The sequence below is a fragment of the Ilumatobacter sp. genome (genome assembly GCF_039969435.1).
Lineage (GTDB): Bacteria > Actinomycetota > Acidimicrobiia > Acidimicrobiales > Ilumatobacteraceae > Ilumatobacter_A.
Map to the genome: position 1 here is coordinate 572,917 of NZ_JBDVNU010000006.1, position 17,266 is coordinate 590,182.

Annotated in this window: 16 protein-coding genes; 10 read left to right on the top strand and 6 right to left on the bottom strand. The window is 68.3% G+C overall.

Features of this window, described 5'->3' with window-relative positions; translation table 11 throughout:
* Positions 1-8: 8 nt before the first annotated feature.
* From ABJK40_RS03440 to ABJK40_RS03450, 3 genes are read right to left on the bottom strand one after another with little or no spacing between them, the layout of a single operon-like run.
* Positions 9-2,672: a DUF3516 domain-containing protein gene (locus ABJK40_RS03440; protein ID WP_348478085.1), complete on the bottom strand. Its 2,664-nt coding sequence runs from the start codon at positions 2,670-2,672 to the stop codon at positions 9-11.
* A 14-nt stretch (positions 2,673-2,686) separates the two neighbouring features.
* On the bottom strand, positions 2,687-3,112 hold the full coding sequence (locus tag ABJK40_RS03445; RefSeq protein WP_348477954.1) for an AhpC/TSA family protein: 426 nt from the start codon (positions 3,110-3,112) through the stop codon (positions 2,687-2,689).
* A 27-nt stretch (positions 3,113-3,139) separates the two neighbouring features.
* A complete protein-coding gene (locus ABJK40_RS03450; protein WP_348477953.1) occupies positions 3,140-3,340 on the bottom strand; it encodes a hypothetical protein in 201 nt (66 codons plus the stop codon).
* 43 nt (positions 3,341-3,383) lie between these two features.
* Here ABJK40_RS03450 and ABJK40_RS03455 point away from each other — a divergent pair, with 43 nt between their 5' ends.
* Positions 3,384-3,917, top strand: a complete 534-nt coding sequence (locus ABJK40_RS03455) for a VOC family protein (protein WP_348477952.1) — start codon at positions 3,384-3,386, stop codon at positions 3,915-3,917.
* Positions 3,918-3,963: 46 nt separating this feature from the next.
* Here the strand turns inward: ABJK40_RS03455 and ABJK40_RS03460 are convergent, their stop codons facing one another.
* Entirely contained in the window at positions 3,964-4,857 is an 894-nt protein-coding gene (locus ABJK40_RS03460; RefSeq protein ID WP_348477951.1) for an arylamine N-acetyltransferase, read from the bottom strand.
* Positions 4,858-4,875: 18 nt separating this feature from the next.
* On the opposite strand from ABJK40_RS03460, the gene ABJK40_RS03465 reads away from it, so the two are divergent.
* The 3 genes from ABJK40_RS03465 to ABJK40_RS03475 are packed head-to-tail and all read left to right on the top strand — an operon-like array spanning position 4,876 to position 6,950.
* Positions 4,876-5,694 (top strand): LLM class flavin-dependent oxidoreductase, encoded by an 819-nt coding sequence (locus tag ABJK40_RS03465; protein WP_348477950.1) that lies wholly within the window; start codon positions 4,876-4,878, stop codon positions 5,692-5,694.
* A gap of 37 nt (positions 5,695-5,731) precedes the next feature.
* Positions 5,732-6,427, top strand: a complete 696-nt coding sequence (locus ABJK40_RS03470; RefSeq protein ID WP_348477949.1) for a hypothetical protein — start codon at positions 5,732-5,734, stop codon at positions 6,425-6,427.
* A gap of 25 nt (positions 6,428-6,452) precedes the next feature.
* The gene (locus ABJK40_RS03475) at positions 6,453-6,950 is read left to right on the top strand and encodes a DUF2231 domain-containing protein (RefSeq protein ID WP_348477948.1); all 498 of its coding nucleotides are present in this window, start codon (positions 6,453-6,455) and stop codon (positions 6,948-6,950) included.
* Positions 6,951-6,980: 30 nt separating this feature from the next.
* On the opposite strand, the gene ABJK40_RS03480 is transcribed toward ABJK40_RS03475, so the two are convergent.
* On the bottom strand, positions 6,981-8,081 hold the full coding sequence (locus ABJK40_RS03480) for a L,D-transpeptidase family protein (RefSeq protein ID WP_348477947.1): 1,101 nt from the start codon (positions 8,079-8,081) through the stop codon (positions 6,981-6,983).
* Between the two features lie 199 nt (positions 8,082-8,280).
* Between ABJK40_RS03480 and ABJK40_RS03485 the strand changes: the two genes are divergently transcribed.
* The 3 genes from ABJK40_RS03485 (at position 8,281) to ABJK40_RS03495 (ending at position 12,939) form a co-directional block, all read left to right on the top strand.
* Positions 8,281-10,242 carry a molybdopterin-dependent oxidoreductase gene (locus tag ABJK40_RS03485; protein WP_348478084.1) on the top strand — a complete coding sequence of 654 codons (1,962 nt, stop codon included), beginning with the start codon at positions 8,281-8,283 and terminating at the stop codon, positions 10,240-10,242.
* Positions 10,243-10,318: 76 nt separating this feature from the next.
* Positions 10,319-12,082 carry an NAD(P)H-dependent oxidoreductase subunit E gene (locus ABJK40_RS03490; protein ID WP_348477946.1) on the top strand — a complete coding sequence of 588 codons (1,764 nt, stop codon included), beginning with the start codon at positions 10,319-10,321 and terminating at the stop codon, positions 12,080-12,082.
* A 26-nt stretch (positions 12,083-12,108) separates the two neighbouring features.
* Positions 12,109-12,939, top strand: a complete 831-nt coding sequence (locus tag ABJK40_RS03495; RefSeq protein WP_348510144.1) for a 2Fe-2S iron-sulfur cluster-binding protein — start codon at positions 12,109-12,111, stop codon at positions 12,937-12,939.
* 4 nt (positions 12,940-12,943) lie between these two features.
* Here ABJK40_RS03495 and ABJK40_RS03500 read toward each other — a convergent pair whose 3' ends face one another.
* Positions 12,944-14,404: an MFS transporter gene (locus ABJK40_RS03500; protein WP_348510145.1), complete on the bottom strand. Its 1,461-nt coding sequence runs from the start codon at positions 14,402-14,404 to the stop codon at positions 12,944-12,946.
* Between the two features lie 134 nt (positions 14,405-14,538).
* Between ABJK40_RS03500 and ABJK40_RS03505 the strand changes: the two genes are divergently transcribed.
* From ABJK40_RS03505 to ABJK40_RS03515, 3 genes are all read left to right on the top strand, one after another.
* A complete protein-coding gene (locus ABJK40_RS03505) occupies positions 14,539-15,015 on the top strand; it encodes a hypothetical protein (protein ID WP_348510146.1) in 477 nt (158 codons plus the stop codon).
* A 92-nt stretch (positions 15,016-15,107) separates the two neighbouring features.
* Positions 15,108-16,559: an ATP-binding protein gene (locus ABJK40_RS03510; RefSeq protein WP_348510147.1), complete on the top strand. Its 1,452-nt coding sequence runs from the start codon at positions 15,108-15,110 to the stop codon at positions 16,557-16,559.
* Positions 16,556-17,215, top strand: coding sequence for a response regulator transcription factor (locus ABJK40_RS03515; protein ID WP_348481191.1), 660 nt, complete (start codon positions 16,556-16,558; stop codon positions 17,213-17,215). The genes ABJK40_RS03510 and ABJK40_RS03515 overlap by 4 nt, the downstream gene beginning before the upstream one ends.
* Positions 17,216-17,266 lie beyond the last annotated feature (51 nt).

Here is a 17,266-nt window from a genome sequence, read left to right on the forward strand (position 1 = left end):
GATGAACGTCAGGCGTCGTGGACGATGTCGACGAAACGCAGGACCGCGCGCTGCTGGTCGATCGAGGCCTCGACGTCGATCACGGCCTCGATCCGCCACTCGTTCGTCTCCTCCGGGTCGAGCAGGATCTGGGCGACGCGGCCGCTCGCGGGCTCGTGGACGAACCGTTCGGGGCTGCGGGCGTCCGGGCCGACGTCGATCCGGTCGAACTGTTCCCAGTAGGGAGCGAGTCGTGCGGCCACGTCCTCGATCTCGGCGAACTCCGACGCGTCGACGGCCGCGGCGACGAGCACGTCGTACCCGCGTCTCGCCGCCAGTCGTTGGGTCCACTCGAAGATGGCGTTGCGGACCATCACCCGGAACGCCCGGGTGTCGTCCATGACGGTGCCGTTCGCATTGGAGCGCACCGGCACGTTCGCAGGGTCGTCGCCCGGATCGATCAGGCGCTCCCACTCGTCGATCAGGCTCGAGTCGACCTGTCGCACGACTGCGCCGAGCCACACCGTGAGGTCGTCGATCTCCTCCGTGCGGAGTTCTTCGGCGACGTTCTGTCTGAGGCCCTTGTACACGTCGGACAGGTATCGCAGGACCACGCCTTCGGACCGCTTCAACCCGTAGTGCGACACGTACTCGCCGAAGGTCATCGACCGTTCGTACAACTCGCGCACCACGGACTTCGGTTTCACCGTGTCGCCACCGACCCACGGATGCCGCATCCGGAACCGGTTGAAGCTGGAGTAGGTCCAGTCCTGGTTCGGCTTGGGAGCCTCCACCTGGGCGAGACGTTCCATCCGCTCCTCGTATTCGACGTAGGCGGCCTTCATCTCCGACATCAGCGCCGACTTGGCTTCGTTCACCTGGGCGGCGATGATCACGCCCGGGTTCTCCTGCACCGCCTCGATCACCGAGAGCACGTTGAGCGCGTGATCGACCTCGTTGCTCCGCGCCGGAGCGGGTGTGGCAGGGGTCTGACCCACTCCACACCCGTCGTCGGGGGCCGGAACGGTGTCGTCATCCGATTCGGTCCCGTCCGGTCCCACGTCATCGACGATCGGAGCCGATTGTTCGGTGAGTTCGAGGACCGCCTCGAGAGCCCAGAGGGAGAGTGGCTGGTGGAGCGCGAACTCGTCCTGCAGGTCGACGGTGACGCGGACGCGACGACCCTCGTCGTCGGGTTCGTCGAGGAACTCGAGGATGCCGGCGTCGACGAGTGATCGGTAGACCGCGATCGACCGCCGGATGTGGCCCCGCTGACGCTTGCGGGTCTCGTGGTTGGTGGTGAGCAGGCGCCGGATCGACGCACACCCGTCGACGCCGTCGGCGCGGACGGGGCGGTCGAGCATCGACATGATCATCTGGTGGTTGACGTGGAAGTGCGACCGCAGTTCCTCGGGTGCGCCGTCGACCAGTTTCTCGAACACGTTCTGGTCCCACATGGCGAAGTTGCGATCGGGCGCCTTCTTCTTCACGGGCTTCTTCTTCGAGTTCGCGGTCTCCGACTTCTCCGCGAGACGCAGGTTCTCCACCACGTGTTCGGGTGCCTGTACCCACACGTCGCCCCGATCGTCGAACCCCTTGCGCCCGGCGCGACCCGCGATCTGCGCGAACTCGCGGTTCGAGAGGATCCTCACCGACGTGCCGTCGTACTTGCAGAGCTGCGTGAACAGCACCGAACGGATCGGCACGTTGACGCCGACGCCCAGTGTGTCGGTGCCGCAGATGATCTTCAGCAGACCGTCCTGGGCGAGCTTCTCGACGAGCAGTCGGTACTTCGGCAGCAGCCCGGCGTGGTGCACGCCCACCCCGGCCGTGAGGAACCGCCTGAGGTCCTTGCCGATGGGGGAGTCGAAGCGGAACCCACCGATCATCTCCTTGATGCGCGCCTTCTCGTCCTTCGTGAGCGGGTCGAGCGCGAGATAGTTCTGGGCTGCGTCCGTCGCGTCCTTCTGCGTGAAGTGCACGACGTAGATCGGTGCACGGCCTGATTCGAGCAGGCTCTCGATCGACTGGTGCAACGTCGACGTGCGGTACTCGAAGTGCAACGGCACCGGGCGATGCGCCGACTTGACCACCGACGTCTCGCGTCCCGTACGCGCCGTGAGGTCACGTTGGAAGAACCCGACGTCGCCGAGCGTGGCCGACATCAGCACGAACTGCACGTGGGGCAGTTCGAGCAGCGGCACCTGCCACGCCCAGCCCCGTTGCGGGTCGCCGTAGTAGTGGAACTCGTCGACGATCGCCACGTCGACGTCGGTGTCGGGTCCGTCTCGCAGTGCCTGGTTGGCGAGGATCTCCTGCGTGCAGCAGATGATCGGCGCCGTGGGGTTGACCGAGGCGTCGCCGGTGATCATCCCGACGTTCTCCGACCCGAAGTCGCGACACAGGGCGAAGAACTTCTCGCTCACGAGCGCTTTGATCGGCGCCGTGTAGTAGCTGCGTCGGCCCGTCGCGAGAGCGGCGAAGTGCGCGGCCGTCGCAACGAGTGACTTGCCCGACCCGGTCGGGGTGTTGAGGATCACGTGGTTGCCGACCAGCAGTTCGAAGATCGCCTCCTCCTGGGCCGGGTACATCTCGATCCCGAGTTCCGCGCACCACGCGGCGAAGCCGTCGAACACCGCGTCGGACAGGTCGTCCTCGGGACGTTGCGGATCTCGTCTCGGGAGGTGGCGCACGAGTGCGGGATCGCTCACGGTCGCACACCCGCCGTCGCCTCGGTCACGGCGCGGACGATGTCGTCGACGCTCGGTCGATCCGTCGAACGTTCGCTCCAGTGACCCCATGCGATTCGTCCGTCGGACGCGATGACGATGTCGCCGCCGAGTTGGCGGGTGTCCTCGGTGGCCGGGTGCAGATCGCGGCGACCGCCGGGTCCCGACGGACGCAGGATCTGCCAATAGCGCAGGAGCGCGCGCCGACCCCACACGTCGAGGAACGAACCGCGACCCATGCCATAGGCGTCGTACACCCGCCGGTCGGTGTCGAGCAGGATCGGAAAGGGCAGCCGGCGTCGTTGCTGGTAGCCGACGAGTTCGCCGCTCGTCGTGAACGTGATCATCACGACCGACGCCCGCTCACCATCGGGACCCGCCACCTCGTCGAGTCGGTCGCGCACGGCGGCCGCGTGTTCCGCACATGGCAGTCAATGGATGTGCCGATGGAAGATCAACACGACGGCTCGACCGGCGCCCGCGGTGCCCGTGCCGGTGTCGGAGTCCTGCGGCGACGTGAACCCTCGGTCGAGTTCGTCGTCGAGCGACCACGTGGGGGATCCCGCGACGGCACCGTGGGCGGGGAGTTCGAAGCGGGGTGCGGGCTGGCCGATGGCGGGGCGACGAGGCACGCCCCGACCGTACCGGGCTGTCGGGTTGGTGCGAGGATGGTTCATGGCCGGTATCGACTTCCGTGGCGTCAACCACCTCGCCCTCGTGAGCAGCGACATGGCTCGCACCGTCGACTTCTATTCCGGTGTGCTGGGGATGCCGTTGACCAAGACCATCGAGATCCCCGGTGGCGGTCAGCACTTCTTCTTCGACTGCGGCAACGGAGACTCGCTCGCCTTCTTCTGGTTCCCGCACGCACCGGCCGGGGTGCCCGGCGTGAGCGCTCCCGCCCACCGTCCCGACCAGGGCGACATCGTCTCCGCCCACGGCTCGATGAACCACGTCGCGTTCGGCGTGTCGGCCGACGACATCGACCGGTGCGTCGACTCGCTGCGCGCAGCGGGAGTCGACTGCACGGAGGTGTGGAATCACGACGACAGCGAGTGGGGGGTGTCGCGCGAGCTCACCGACGACGTGTTCGTCCGTTCCGTCTACTTCACCGATCCCGATGGCATCTCGCTCGAACTCGCAGCGTGGACCCGCGAGCTCGGCCCTCACGACGTGAGCCACGAACCTCGATCCTCGTCGGCGAGCTGACACCGAGACACCGGGGCGCCGCGAGGCAGCCGCCGAGTCGGGTGGGTCATGTCGCTGTGGGCCAGGGTCCCGGTCGGGTCATGACGAACCAGTCGGCCAGGGCCCGGTCCCATTCGCCGGGTGCGACCAGCCGTTCGTCGAGGTGGCCGTTGCGCTCGATCTTGATCCGATCGTGGAGGAGCGTCACGCGCCGCACACCGACCGCATCGCCCTGCTCGACGTCGGTCTCGACCTCGGCATCGGTCAAGCGGCGGGTGGCGAACGGCTTGCTCCGCCAGTGTTTGTCCGGATCGGTCTGCATCGACCGAGCGATCGGCCCGAAGTCGTCGAACGAGTGGGCCACCCGCTTGAAGCGCAGGAGCGCCTCGGGCACGCCGCCGACATGGCGGGTCACCGTCGTGCCCTGCGGACTGCCGATCAGCTCGAACACGCCCGATCCCGCCGCTTGAGCGCCCGGCGTGTTGAGAGCGAGGGGGAGGTCGAAGCTGTTGCCGAATCCGACGTCGGCGAGATGTGGCGCGAGATCCGGTGACGACACCTCCAGCAGGAGATGCTCGACGATCTCGCTCGGACCACCGAGGAGGACGGCGGCGCCCAGCAACCGGACGTCGAAGCCGAGAGCCTCGAGCAGGAGAGCGAGCGACCCGTTGAGTTCGAAGCACCAGCCGCCGCGGCCGGCGCCACGGGGCGGGTCGTCGTGCTGCTGACCTCCGGGCGGAGGGACGTCGGCGAGGATCTTGACGATCGCCGCGTCGCGGTCGTGCTCGACGCCGCCACCGAAGACGATGTCCAGGTTCTCGAACGGGATCCGTTCGAGGTGCGTACGGTGGATCCTGCTCAGGCCGGCGAGGTCGGCGGTGGCCTCGGAGCGTTCGATGCCGAGGCGCGCGAGGTAGGTGTCGACCTCGGTGGGAGTCAGCGCTGAGCGGGGTCCGGCCACCCGGCCCAGGGTACGTCGGTGCAGGCCTACGCTGCGACGGTGCTGATCGACCTGGCGATCAATCCGTTCGACGCATCGGTGCCCGACATGATGTCGCTCGCCCGTGCCGCGGAATCGAATGATGCCGGGTGCATCTGGGTCGCGGATCACTTCAGTGGTGCCGTGGTGGGTCGCTCCTGGTCACGCGACCCGTTCGTGTGCCTGGGGGCGATCGCCGCGGTCACCGAGCAGATCGAGGTCGGCGTGCTGGTGGCCAACGTCGTCAACCGCCATCCTGCGCAGTTGGCGTCGGCGGTGAACTCCCTCCAGTCGATCGCTGCGGGACGGGTGCGCCTGGGCGTGGGGTCGGGTGCTGCGCCCGGGTCGCGCTTCGCGGTCGAGCACGAGGCCATCGGCACGGTGCTGGGTGATGCGGCGGCGCGGCGTCGGCGTCTGGTCGACACGATCTCGTCGCTCCGGGCCATCTGGAACGATGCCGACGGCGACGGCGACGATGTCGGCTCGCAGAGGTCGGCGGCGGTGGTGGACTCCTCGCCGTGTCCACCGATCGTCGTCGGGGCGTCGGCGTGGCCGACCGTCGAGATCGCGCTCGAGGTGGCCGACGGGGTGAACGTGCGACGAACCGGTGCGCTCGACGAACTGCTCGGTCGGATCGGACGGGAACGTCCGGTCGACTTCGAGGTGAGCGTGCTCGACTCCCTCGACGACGTGGCCGACGCACCGGCGCGGATCGAGCGGTACGAGGGGTTGGGCGTCGATCGGTTGATCCTCGGGATCTCACCGCCTCATGACGTCGCTCGGCTCGATCGCGTGGACCTGCGCCGTCATCGCGCATGACCTGCCCCGGGGTGCTCTGCTCCACTACGGTCCCCTCATGATCACCATCCGCCGGGCACTCCCGGTCGCTGTCTCGCTCACCTTCGTCCTCGCTGCGTGCGGCGGATCGTCCGACGGCGACGCCGACACCGTGGCGTCGACACCCGCCCCCGAGACCTCCGCCGATGATTCCGGCGGCTTCACCGAGGTCGACGGAACCGCCGCCGACACGACCGATCAACCCGTCGCCACCGACCCGGTCGAGCCCGGGGCATCCGGAACCGAGGTGCCCGGAACCGAGGCGCCCGGAACCGAGACGACCGGCGACACCGTCGCGCCGCCCGAGAGCGAACCGAGCGACACCGACGCGGCCCCTCCGGGTGGTGACGACACGCCCGAGGCGGCATCGGCGGCGGCGGTGACGTTGGTCGAATGGGCGATCGAGGCCCCCACCGACTACGCCGCCGGCGAGATCACGTTCTCCGCCACGAACGGCGGGAGCTTCCCGCACGAGTTCGTGGTGATCGCGGGCGAGGGCTACGAGTCGCTCCCACTCGCCGAAGGCGGCTCGGTCATCGAGGACGAGTTGCCCACCGGCGCCCTGATCGGTCGCACCGGTCGGCTCGGTGGCGGGTCGAGCGAGGATCTCACGGTCACGCTCGCGCCCGGCAACTACGTCCTGCTGTGCAACCTGGGTGGTGGCGGGAGCAGCCACGCCGGCCAGGGTCAGCGCCTCGACATCACCGTCTCCTGACCGCATCGGGACCGGAGCCGACGCGATGATCGCAGGAATCTTCGACGAGACCTTCGGGGTCCCGACACACCCCTTGGCAGTCCACGCGCCGATCGTGCTGATCCCGATCCTGGCGATCGTGTCGATCGTCGTGCTGTTCCGTCGCACGTGGCGTGAGCGGTCAGCGATTCCGCTCGCAGGCCTCGCCCTCGTGATGGTCGTGATGCTCTTCGTCGCCAAGGAGTCGGGCGAATCGGCGAAAGCCGCGAACAACGTCTTCGGCGACATCGATCGCCACGAGGACCTGGCCGGTCAGACGTTCGTGCTGGGCATCGTGTGGCTGGTGCTGGCCGCCGCGGTCGGCATCGCTGCCTTCGTCGTCCGGAGGCAGTCGACGCGATCAGTGTCGGCGGCAGTGGCCCCCGCGACCGGTGCTCGACTGGTGCTGGTGCTCCAGGTGCTGGCCGCCGTCGCCGTCGTGGCCACCACGGTCTGGCTGATCCGTACGGGCCACGCCGGCGCCGAATCCCGCTGGAAGATCTGACGTCCGCTCACCGGGCGACGGTGAGTGTCGTCAGGTGACGACGACGGTGGTTCCGACCGGGGCGAAGCCCCAGAGGAACGATGCGTCGAGGTTGTGCTGGCGCTGGCAGCCGCCCGAGAGACGGGTGCCGAGTTCGTCGCTGGTCTGGTACACCTCGCCGGTGGAGACCTTGGTGGGGATGCCGTGGAATCCGATCGCACCGCGCTCGGTCTTGAGCCAACGGATCATGTTCGGAAGGTAGGCCTTGCCGTTCCACGCCGTGGACATCTCGGACCGGCTGTACACCTGGTGCGTACCGGGGATCTCGTTCGCGTACGTGCTTCCGGACACCAGCCACGATCGGATGATCCGTTCGTTCTCGTCCACCGCCCAGACACGCTGGCCCGCTCGGTCGTAGACGACACGGTAGCCCGAGCCCGAGTTCTCGGGCAGTGGGGGAGCGTCGTCGCCGGCGGAGCCGACGGGCGAGAGCTCCACGCCCCACAGGTCGGTGGCTCCGGGCGCCGGCTTGGGCGTGCGGGTCACCAACGATTCCTCGTCCGGCCAGACGGCCAACCCGAGTGCGGTCTCACGGCCGACGACTCCGTCGACGAACATGTCCTCGGCCTGCTGGTACGCCATCACCGCGTCGAAGGTGCTCTGCCCGAACTCGCCGTTCGACGTTCCGGAGAAGTACCCCTCGTCCGCCAGCGCGTCCTGCAGGCACGTGACCCCGTCGCCGGTGGCGCCGAGACGCAACGACAGGGCACCGATCGTGCATCCACCGTCGGAGCGTTCCTGTTCCTCCGGTGCGCCGTCGACGTCGGGATCCGGGTCGGCGAGGCCGGCGAGTTCGACGTCGACCATTTCGACGAGACCGTCGTCGGCCGCAGCGGCCTGTTCGCTGGCGTCGATGGCTGCGTCGATGTCCTCCAGTGCCTGGTCGGGTGCATCGGCGGTGGCGACGGACGAGGACTCGCCGCCCGCAGTGACGACTGCACCGAGTGCGGCGAGGCCGAGCACACCGACCAGGCCGAGGCCGAGGGCCACTTCGCGTCGTCGTTGCTCGACGGGCTTGGAAAACTGCGTCGACTGGCTTCGTCGACGACCGGGTCCAGCGTCGTGCTGCCGATCATCCCACTCGTCGCGCATGGTGGTCCACGATAGCGAGCCGAACCACCGCGTTCGGGGAGTCCGCCAAATGTTTCGCCTTTCGACGGACACGTGTTCGCGCCCGCGTTCCGCATGATGGATTCGTTCCGGATGACGGGCCGCTGGCCATTACGGAGATGGACCGGCGAGGTAACTTCGGGACATGGGCATGCGTGAGCGCACGAACCGGTCCGACCCGATGGCAGCGACCCGAGCTCGGCTCGCCTCGCCGAAACTCCCCCGGCTGACGAGCCCGATGGTGCGTGATGCCAAGGACCGGCCGTTGCGCCCGGCGTCCTGGGAGGAAGCCCTCGACCGGGCCGCAGCGGGGCTCGGTGCCGCCCGCGCCCGGGTCGCCGACGGGTCCCAGCCCCATGCGTTCGGGATGTTCTCCTGCTCGAAGGCGACCAACGAGGTCAACTACCTGGGGCAGAAGTTCGCTCGGATGGTGATGGGGTCGAACGACATCGACTCCTGCAACCGGACTTGACACGCTCCGTCCGTCGTCGGTCTGGCGACAGTGTTCGGAGCGGGAGGCGGCACGGTGTCCTACGAGGAGATCGAGCATGCCGACGTCATCCTCCTGTGGGGCTCCAACGCGCGTGAAGCGCACCCGATCTTCTTCCATCACCTGATGAAGGGTCTCGACAACGGGGCGACGATGTACTGCGTCGACCCGCGCCGCACCTCGTCGTCGAAGTTCGCCGACCTCTGGCTCGGCATCGACGTCGGAACCGACATCGCTCTCGCCAATGCGATCGCACGCGAGATCATCCACGCCGGACTCGCGAACGCCGAGTTCATCGCACACTCGACGCAGGGGTACGAGGAGTTCGCGGCGTCGGTCGAGGCGTACACGCTCGATGCCGCCGCCGAGATCACCGGTGTGCCGCCGGAGGCGATCCGCGAGGTGGCTCACGCCTATGCGGCGGGTGGCAGGAGTCAGATCCTGTGGACGCTCGGCATCACCGAGCACCACAACGCCGTCGACAACGTCCTGTCGCTGTGCAACCTGGCACTGCTCACCGGTCACGTGGGTCGGTGGGGTTCGGGCCTCGTTCCGCTGCGGGGACAGAACAACGTCCAGGGAGGTGGCGACATGGGCGCGCTGCCCAACAAGCTGCCCGGCTTCCAGGACATCGGCAACGACGAGCACCGTGCCAAGTTCGAAGCCGCGTACGGGATGCAGTTGAACCCGCTCGAGGGCATCCACCTGACGCTGATGTTCGAGGCGATGGAGCGCGGCGAGATGACCGCGGCGTACGTGGTGGGGGAGAACCCGGCCGATTCCGAGGCCGACATCGAACACGCCCGCACCGTGCTCGGGGGCCTCGACTGCCTCGTCGTGCAGGACATCTTCATGACCCGCACCGCGGAGTTGGCGGACGTGGTGTTCCCCGCGTCGGTGGCGTGGGCCGAGTGCGACGGAACGGTCACCTCCTCGGAGCGACGGGTGCAACGGGTGCGCGGGGCCGTCGCTCCGCCCGGCGAGGCGCGCCACGACCTCGACATCATGTGCGCGTTGGCCGAGCGGATGGGCGTCGACCTCGGCACCAGCGTCCCGCAGGAATTGTGGGACGAGTTGCGTTCGCTGTCGCCGCTCCACGCCGGCATGTCGTACGAGCGTCTCGAGTCCGAAGGCGGTCTGCAGTGGCCGTGCCCGTCGCTCGACCATCCGGGCTCGCCGTTCCTCCACGGTTGGTTGTGGGCGGACGATCTGGACGGGCGCGACCCGGCACCGTTCTCGCCCGTCGAGCACGAAGGGCCGAAGGAAGCGCTGACCGAGGAGTTCCCGCTCCGCTTGACGACGGGCCGCTCGCTCGACTCCTACAACACCGGAGTCCAGTCGAACGGGTACACGTCGCCGATCCGCTACGGCGAGGCGCTCGACCTGAACCCCTCCGACGCCGCCGATCTGGGCATCGCCGACGGCGAACGGGTCCGGGTGAGTTCGCCTCGCGGGTCGGTCGAGATGGCGGTCAGGGTGCAACCCGACATCCCCGTCGGCCTCACCTTCACCACCTACCACTTCCCCGACCTCGTCGACATCAACCTCCTCACGAACGACGCGTGGGACCGGCGGTCCGGAACGTCGGAGTTCAAGGCCGCCGCCATCCGCATCGACAAGCTCGACGCCCCGATCCCCGCCACCGGTACCTGATGTCGGTGTCGGACACGTGCGACACCGACACGCGCAACACCTGCGCGACACCTCGGTGCGATCGGAGAGGACACCCGTGGCGGACCTGAAGTTGCACGTCGACACCTCGACCGACGCGGAGAGGGCGGCGGTCGCATCGGTGATCGCCCCCGACGACCACGCGGTGATCCACGAGTCGGAGCGATCCGTTCGGGGTGGTACGGCGCGGCGTCGCGATCGACGCCACCTGCTGCTCCCCGGGCTGCACGCGTTGCAGGCGACCGCCGGCTGGATCAGCCCCGGCGGACTGAACCATCTCTGCGACGCACTCCAGGTCCCTCCGGCGGAGGGCTTCGGGGTGGCGAGCTTCTATGAGTTGTTCCGCACGACCGACCCCGGCCACGAGCAGTCGGTGCACCACGTATGCATGGACACGGCGTGCCACATCGCCGGCGCCGAGGACCTCGCGCAGCGACTCGAGGCGCAGGGTGAGAAGGTCCATCGCGGGCCGTGTCTCGGGCAGTGCGAGAAGGCACCGGCACGATTCGTGCAGGGTCGCGACGAACCCGACCACGTTCCCGCCGACCGACCCGACGAACTCGTCGCGCTGCCCCAGCGCGCCGCCGATCCCGATGTGCAACTTCGTCTGCTGCGGAACGTCGGCGTCGTCGATCCGACATCGCTGGCGTCGTATCGCGACCACGGCGGATACCTCGCACTGCAGCGCGGGATCGACATCGGCCCCCAGGCGGTGATCGACGAGATCCGCGGCGCCGGCCTCTCCGGTCGAGGCGGCGCAGCGTTCCCGACGGCGATCAAGTGGCAGGGTGTCGCCGACGAGCGCGGGCGCCCGAAGCACGTCATCGCGAACGCCGACGAGTCCGAGCCGGGGACGTTCAAGGACCGGATCGTCATGGAGAACGACCCGTTCTGCGTGATCGAGGGCCTCACGCTCGCCGGCCTCGCCACGGGTGCCGAGAACGGATGGATCTACATCCGTGGCGAGTACCCGCTCGCCACGCTGCGGCTGGCGAATGCGATCGAGCAGTGCCGCACAGCGGGGCTCCTCGGCGACGACGTGCTCGGCTCGGGCCTCCGCTTCGACATCGAACTGAGACGGGGCGCAGGTGCGTACATCTGCGGAGAGGAGACGGCGCTGATGGAGTCGATCGCCGGGTTCCGCGGAGAGCCGCGCAACAAGCCGCCGTTTCCGTCGACGCACGGTCTGTTCGGTGAGCCGACGGCCGTCAACAACCCCGAGACGCTCGCCAACGCGCTGTTCATCGTCGAGCATGGCGCCGACACCTACCGGCTCGCCGGGACGGAGGCGTCACCGGGTACCCGCCTGTTCTGTCTGTCGGGTCACGTCGCCGTGCCGGGCATCTACGAAGTGCCGATGGGCACCACGCTCGGTGAGGTCGTCGAGCTCGCAGGCGGAGCGACCGGCGCGACGGCGGCGATCCTGATGGGTGGTGCCGCTGGGTCGTTCATCGGCCCCGACCAGATGGACATGCCCCTGACCCAGGAGGACACCCGCGAACGGGGCACCACGCTCGGCTCGGGGGTGATCACCCTGTTCGACGACACGGTCGGCTTCACCTCGCTCGTCCTGCGCATCGCCAGGTTCTTCGAAGGCGAGTCGTGCGGCCAGTGCGTGCCGTGCCGAGTCGGTGTCGTGCGTCAGCGCGAAGTCCTCGTCGAGATGTCGGAGCGGGGAGGCACGCTGACCGACGACCGCAACGCGCTCATCGACGACATGGCACGTGCGATGGGTGATGCGTCGATCTGCGGTCTGGGCCACACGGCGTCGGGCGCCGTGCAGTCCGCCATCCGCCTCGGCCTGATCGGGGCGCGCTCGTGACCGACCCGTCCGTGACCGGGACGCGGGTGACCGTTCGCATCGACGGCGCCGACGTGACCGTCGACGACGGGGTGACGATCCTCGACGCCTGCAACGCACAGGGCATCGACACGCCGACGATCTGCTTCGCCGAGAACCTCACACCCGTCAACGTGTGCCGCGTCTGTGTGGTGGAGGTGGAGGGCAACCGCACCCTGGCCCCGGCGTGCTCACGGGCGGTCGAGGACGGGATGGAGATCCGGACCGACTCCGAACGGGTGCGACACAGCCGCAAGATGGTGCTGGAGTTCCTCGGATCGGGCGTGGACCTGACCCAGGCGCCCGAGATCGCCCGGTACTCCGCTCGGTACGACGCCGACGTGAGCCGCTACGAGCACGGCGGCCTGGCCGACCGCGAGGTGATCGACGAGCCGATCCGCATCCAGGACGAGTTGTACATCCGGGACTACGACAAGTGCGTGCTCTGCTACAAGTGCGTCTCGGCGTGCGGCGACGATGCCCAGCACACGTTCGCGATCGCCGTCGCGGGACGAGGATTCGGCAATCGGATCTCGACCGAATTCGACGTCGCCCTGCCCGACTCGGCGTGCGTCTACTGCGGCAACTGCGTCGCGGTGTGTCCCACGAACGCGCTCCAGTTCACGACCGAGTTCGACCTGCGCCAGGCCGGCAACTGGCGCGAAGAGGACCAGACGATCACCCGCACCGTGTGCTCCTACTGCGGCGTGGGCTGCAACCTCGAACTGCACGTGCAGGACAACGAGATCGTCAAGGTCACCTCGCCCGTCGACCACTCCGTCACCCACGGCAACCTCTGCATCAAGGGTCGATTCGGCTACAAGTACGTCGGCAACTGACGAGTCAGTGCTCTGGGCCCGCCACCTGCGGTCTCGCGTCGACCATGAAGCCGCCGATGAGTCCGAACGCGGTGACCACCGCCCCGAACCCGAAGACCATCGCGAAGTCGTCCGGCCCTCGGCCGTCGCCCAGCACCACGAACATGGTCTGGATCCCGGTCAGCATCCCGATGTTCATCATCGTGGTGCCCATCGCATTCGCGATGCCCAGGTCGCCGTCGTCGACCGCGGCGGCGATGGTGGTCGCGTACGACGGCGACGCCAGTCCCATCGCCAGCCCCGACAGCACGAGTCCGAGGATGATCAACGCCAGGTTCACCCAGTGCGCTGCGAGCACCCAGGTGAGCATCGACAGGACCATCAGCACCGAGCCGGCGATGATCATCTGACGCTCGCCGATGGTGGTCGCCAAGCGCCCGCCGACGGGCGACGACACGCTGTACACCAACGGACGCGCGAGCAGCACGAGCGAGATCGCTCCGACGGAGTAGCCGAACAGGTCGTCGAGCAGGAGCGGAGCGATCAGGAAGGCGCCCATGTAGGCGAACTGACTGAGGGGCTGGGCGATGAGCGGTCCGGTGAAGTTCGATCGACGGAAGTAGTCGAGTCGCAACATGGGTTTCGGTGCACGTCGTTCGATCCGCACGAACACAGCGATCGAGCCGACGGCGAGGAGCGCGAGCAGCGCGGCGAGAGGGTCGGCGAAACCGGCAGAGGAGCCGCGCTCGAGGAACAGCAGGAAGCCCAGCGTGGCGATACCGAGACCCGCCGCTCCGGCCCAGTCGATCTGGACCCGATCGCGTCCCGCCGACGGGCGGATGACGCGCCATGCGGCAGCGAAGCCGATCAAGGAGACCGGCGTGAGGATGGCGAACACGATGCGCCAACCGAACAGGTCGATGAGCGGTCCGCCCACGATCAGCCCGATCACCGGCGCGCCGGTCATCGCCATCTGGAACCAGCCCATCGCCTCCGAGCGGCGCGACGCCGGATACGCCTCCATGATCAAGGCCATCGCATTGGGCATGGTCGCGGCGATTCCGAGCCCGACGAGCATCCGTGCACCGACGAACGCCTCGGCGGTCGGCGCCAGGCCACACAGCATGGTTCCGACAGCGAGCACGAGCGAACCGCGCAGGAAGACCTTGCGGTGACCGTGGCTGTCGCCGAGCCGGCCGAGCACCGGGGTGCCGACCGCCATCATGAGGAACAGGCCGGTGACCGACCAACTGAGGAACGACTCGGTGGAGTCGAGGTCATCGGCCATGGTGGGCAATGACGCCGACACGATGGTCATCGACGACGAGAAGACGATCAGGCCACCGATCACGGTGACGAGGAGCCGCCGGGCGTACCCGTCGTCGGCACCGACCGCCACGATGACGGCTGCGTGGCTCTCTCGTGACGCGGACTGCGATGTGTCGCCTTCCATGGTCACCTCCTGGAACTTAGGCACCGTCGTCACCGCGCTCACGAAGTGCGCCGGCGTGACATCCGTCGGCGAAGCGTGGCTCGACTGCAGGCACGGTGGCGCGGATCGTGAGAAACTTCTCATCTCCGTTTCATGTTCGTCTCGTCGTGCGCCGCAACAGTGGTCCCGTGAGAACGGCGATGCGCGGCGCGGTGCTGGCACTGCTCGTCTGTTCGACCATCCCGATCGGATTCGCGATCGGACGTGCCTTGTCGACCCCCGAGCCGCCACGCACCGTTCCGGCGATCCAGTTGGGCAACGACCCGGCGCTGGTCGACGAACCTCCGACCACCGACGGGCCCGGCGTGGCCGTGGTGCCCGTGCCGACCATCCGACCCTCCACGACCACGACCGTTCCTGCGCCGGCGGCGTCCGACCCGGTGAACGCGCCCACCTCCGGCGCTCCGGATCCGGCACCGGTCCCCGCTGCGCCCCCTGCCCCGGCCCCGGCACCACCCCCGGCCCCGGCCCCGGCCCCGGCCCCGCCACCGGCCCCTGCGCCGGCACCGGCTCCGGCCCCAGCCCCGATCGACGACGACGATGACGACGACGACGATGACGACGACGACGGTTTCGATGATGATGGCGACGACGATGACGACTGATCGAGACCGCCGTGGATGACGTCAGCGACCCAGGGGCCGGACGCACCCGACGCCGGCCGAGATTCGGGTTCCGGTCGCGTGTGCTCGGTTTCGTGGCGGCGCTGCTCATCGGCGCATTCGCCGTGGGCGTCGTCGTCCAACGGGCGGTGGTCCTGGCGCGCCTGGACGAGGAGGTCTCGACGTCACTCGACGAGGAGCGCGTGAAGATCACCCGTCTCGCCGCGGGTCGCGACCCGACCACGGGGGAGCCGTTCGACGGCGACGTCCGGGCGATCTTCGACACGTTCCTGCGGCGGAACGTGCCCGGCGAGGGCGAGGTCTACCTCACCTTCGTCGGCGGCATGGCGTACTCGACGACGGCACCGCCCGACGGCGTACGTCTCGACGAGGACCAACGGCTCGTCGAGCGATGGACGAACCTGACGAACGGCGAGGTCGCGAGGATCGTCACCGAGGCCGGTCCGGTCGACTACATCGCGATCCCGTTGCGTTCGGAGGGTGAGACGGCAGGGGTGTTCGTCGTGGCCAACTTCGTGAGGGACGAGCGTCAGGAGATCGAGGACACGATCAGGATCGAGGCGCTGATCAGCGCGCTCGTGATCCTGCTCACGATCGGTGCGGCGTGGGTGATCGCCGGTCGCCTGCTGCGACCCCTGCGGGAGATCACGGCGACCGCCCAGTCGATCACCGACACCGATCTGTCCCGTCGACTGCCCGTCGACGGACACGACGAGATCGCCGAGCTCGCACAGACGTTCAACGGCATGCTCGATCGGCTCGAAACCGCCTTCGCCATTCAGCGCTCCTTCGTCGACGACGCCGGCCACGAGTTGCGGACGCCGATCCAGATCGTTCGCGGGCACCTGGAACTGATGGGCGACAGCCCGGCGGAGCGGATCGAGACGGTCGCACTCGTCACCGACGAACTCGACCGGATGGCGCGGATGGTCAACGACCTGCTCGTGCTCGCCAAAGCCGAGCAACCCGACTTCGTCCGGCTCGAGGAGCACGAGCTGAGCGACGTGACGATCGAGTTGTTCTCCAAGATCACGAAGCTCGGTGAGCGGGACTGGTCGCTCGACCACGCCGACTCGGGCGAGTTGGTGGTCGACCGCGACCGTCTCACGCAGGCGGTGCTGAACCTCGCCCGCAACGCGGTCGAGCACACCGAGGAGGGTGACCGGATCGGGTTCGGGAGCAGCCGGTCGGGCTCCGAGATCCGGTTCTGGGTCGCCGACACCGGTCGCGGGATCGAAGCGGCCGACCGAGCACACATCTTCGAGCGGTTCTCACGGGGCCGCCAGAACCAGCGACGCTCCGATGGTGCGGGCCTGGGTCTGTCGATCGTCCAAGCGATCGTCCAGGCGCACGGAGGTCGCATCGACCTGGCCAGCGAACCCGGGCACGGTGCGGAGTTCACGATCGTGCTGCCGGGTGCCGGTCTCGGTGAGGTCGAGACGGACCTCGCTCACGACAGCCCGGGTCAGGGGCAGCCCGACGAGACCGATCCAGACCATCGACAGAACGAGAGTGCGCACACGTGACCAGAATCCTCATCGCCGAAGACGAGGCTCGCATCGCGAACTTCGTCGAGAAGGGCTTGCGCTCCTCGGGCTTCACCACGACGACCGTCGCCGACGGCATCTCCGCTGCGTCGCTCGCTCGTGACACCGACCATGACCTGCTCCTGCTCGACCTCGGTCTGCCGGGCCAGGACGGGCTCGCCGCACTCGCCGAGATCCGGCGTCGCGGCGAGCGGCTCCCGATCATCGTCCTGACCGCACGCGACTCCGTGCAGGACCGCGTGACGGGTCTGAACGGCGGGGCGAACGACTACCTGACCAAGCCCTTCAGCTTCGAGGAACTGCTCGCCCGCATCCGCGTGCAGCTCCGCGACAGCGGGACCACGCAGGAGACGGTGCTGGCCGCCGGCGAGGTCACACTCGACATGTTGACCCGACGCGCCGTCGTGGCCGGTCAGCAGGTCGAGCTCACGGCACGGGAGTACGCGGTGCTCGAGATGTTCCTGCGTCATCCCGGTCAGGTGCTCGCTCGTGAGCAACTGCTGTCCCACGTGTGGGGATACGACTTCGACGGCGGGTCCAACGTCGTCGACGTCTACGTCCGTTACCTGCGCAAGAAGCTCGGTGACCACGTCATCGAGACGGTGCGCGGGATGGGCTACCGGCTCGAGGCGTAGCAGCGCCGGTGAGCGGTGCTGGACCCTCTGCTCCGACGATCCACAGCAGAC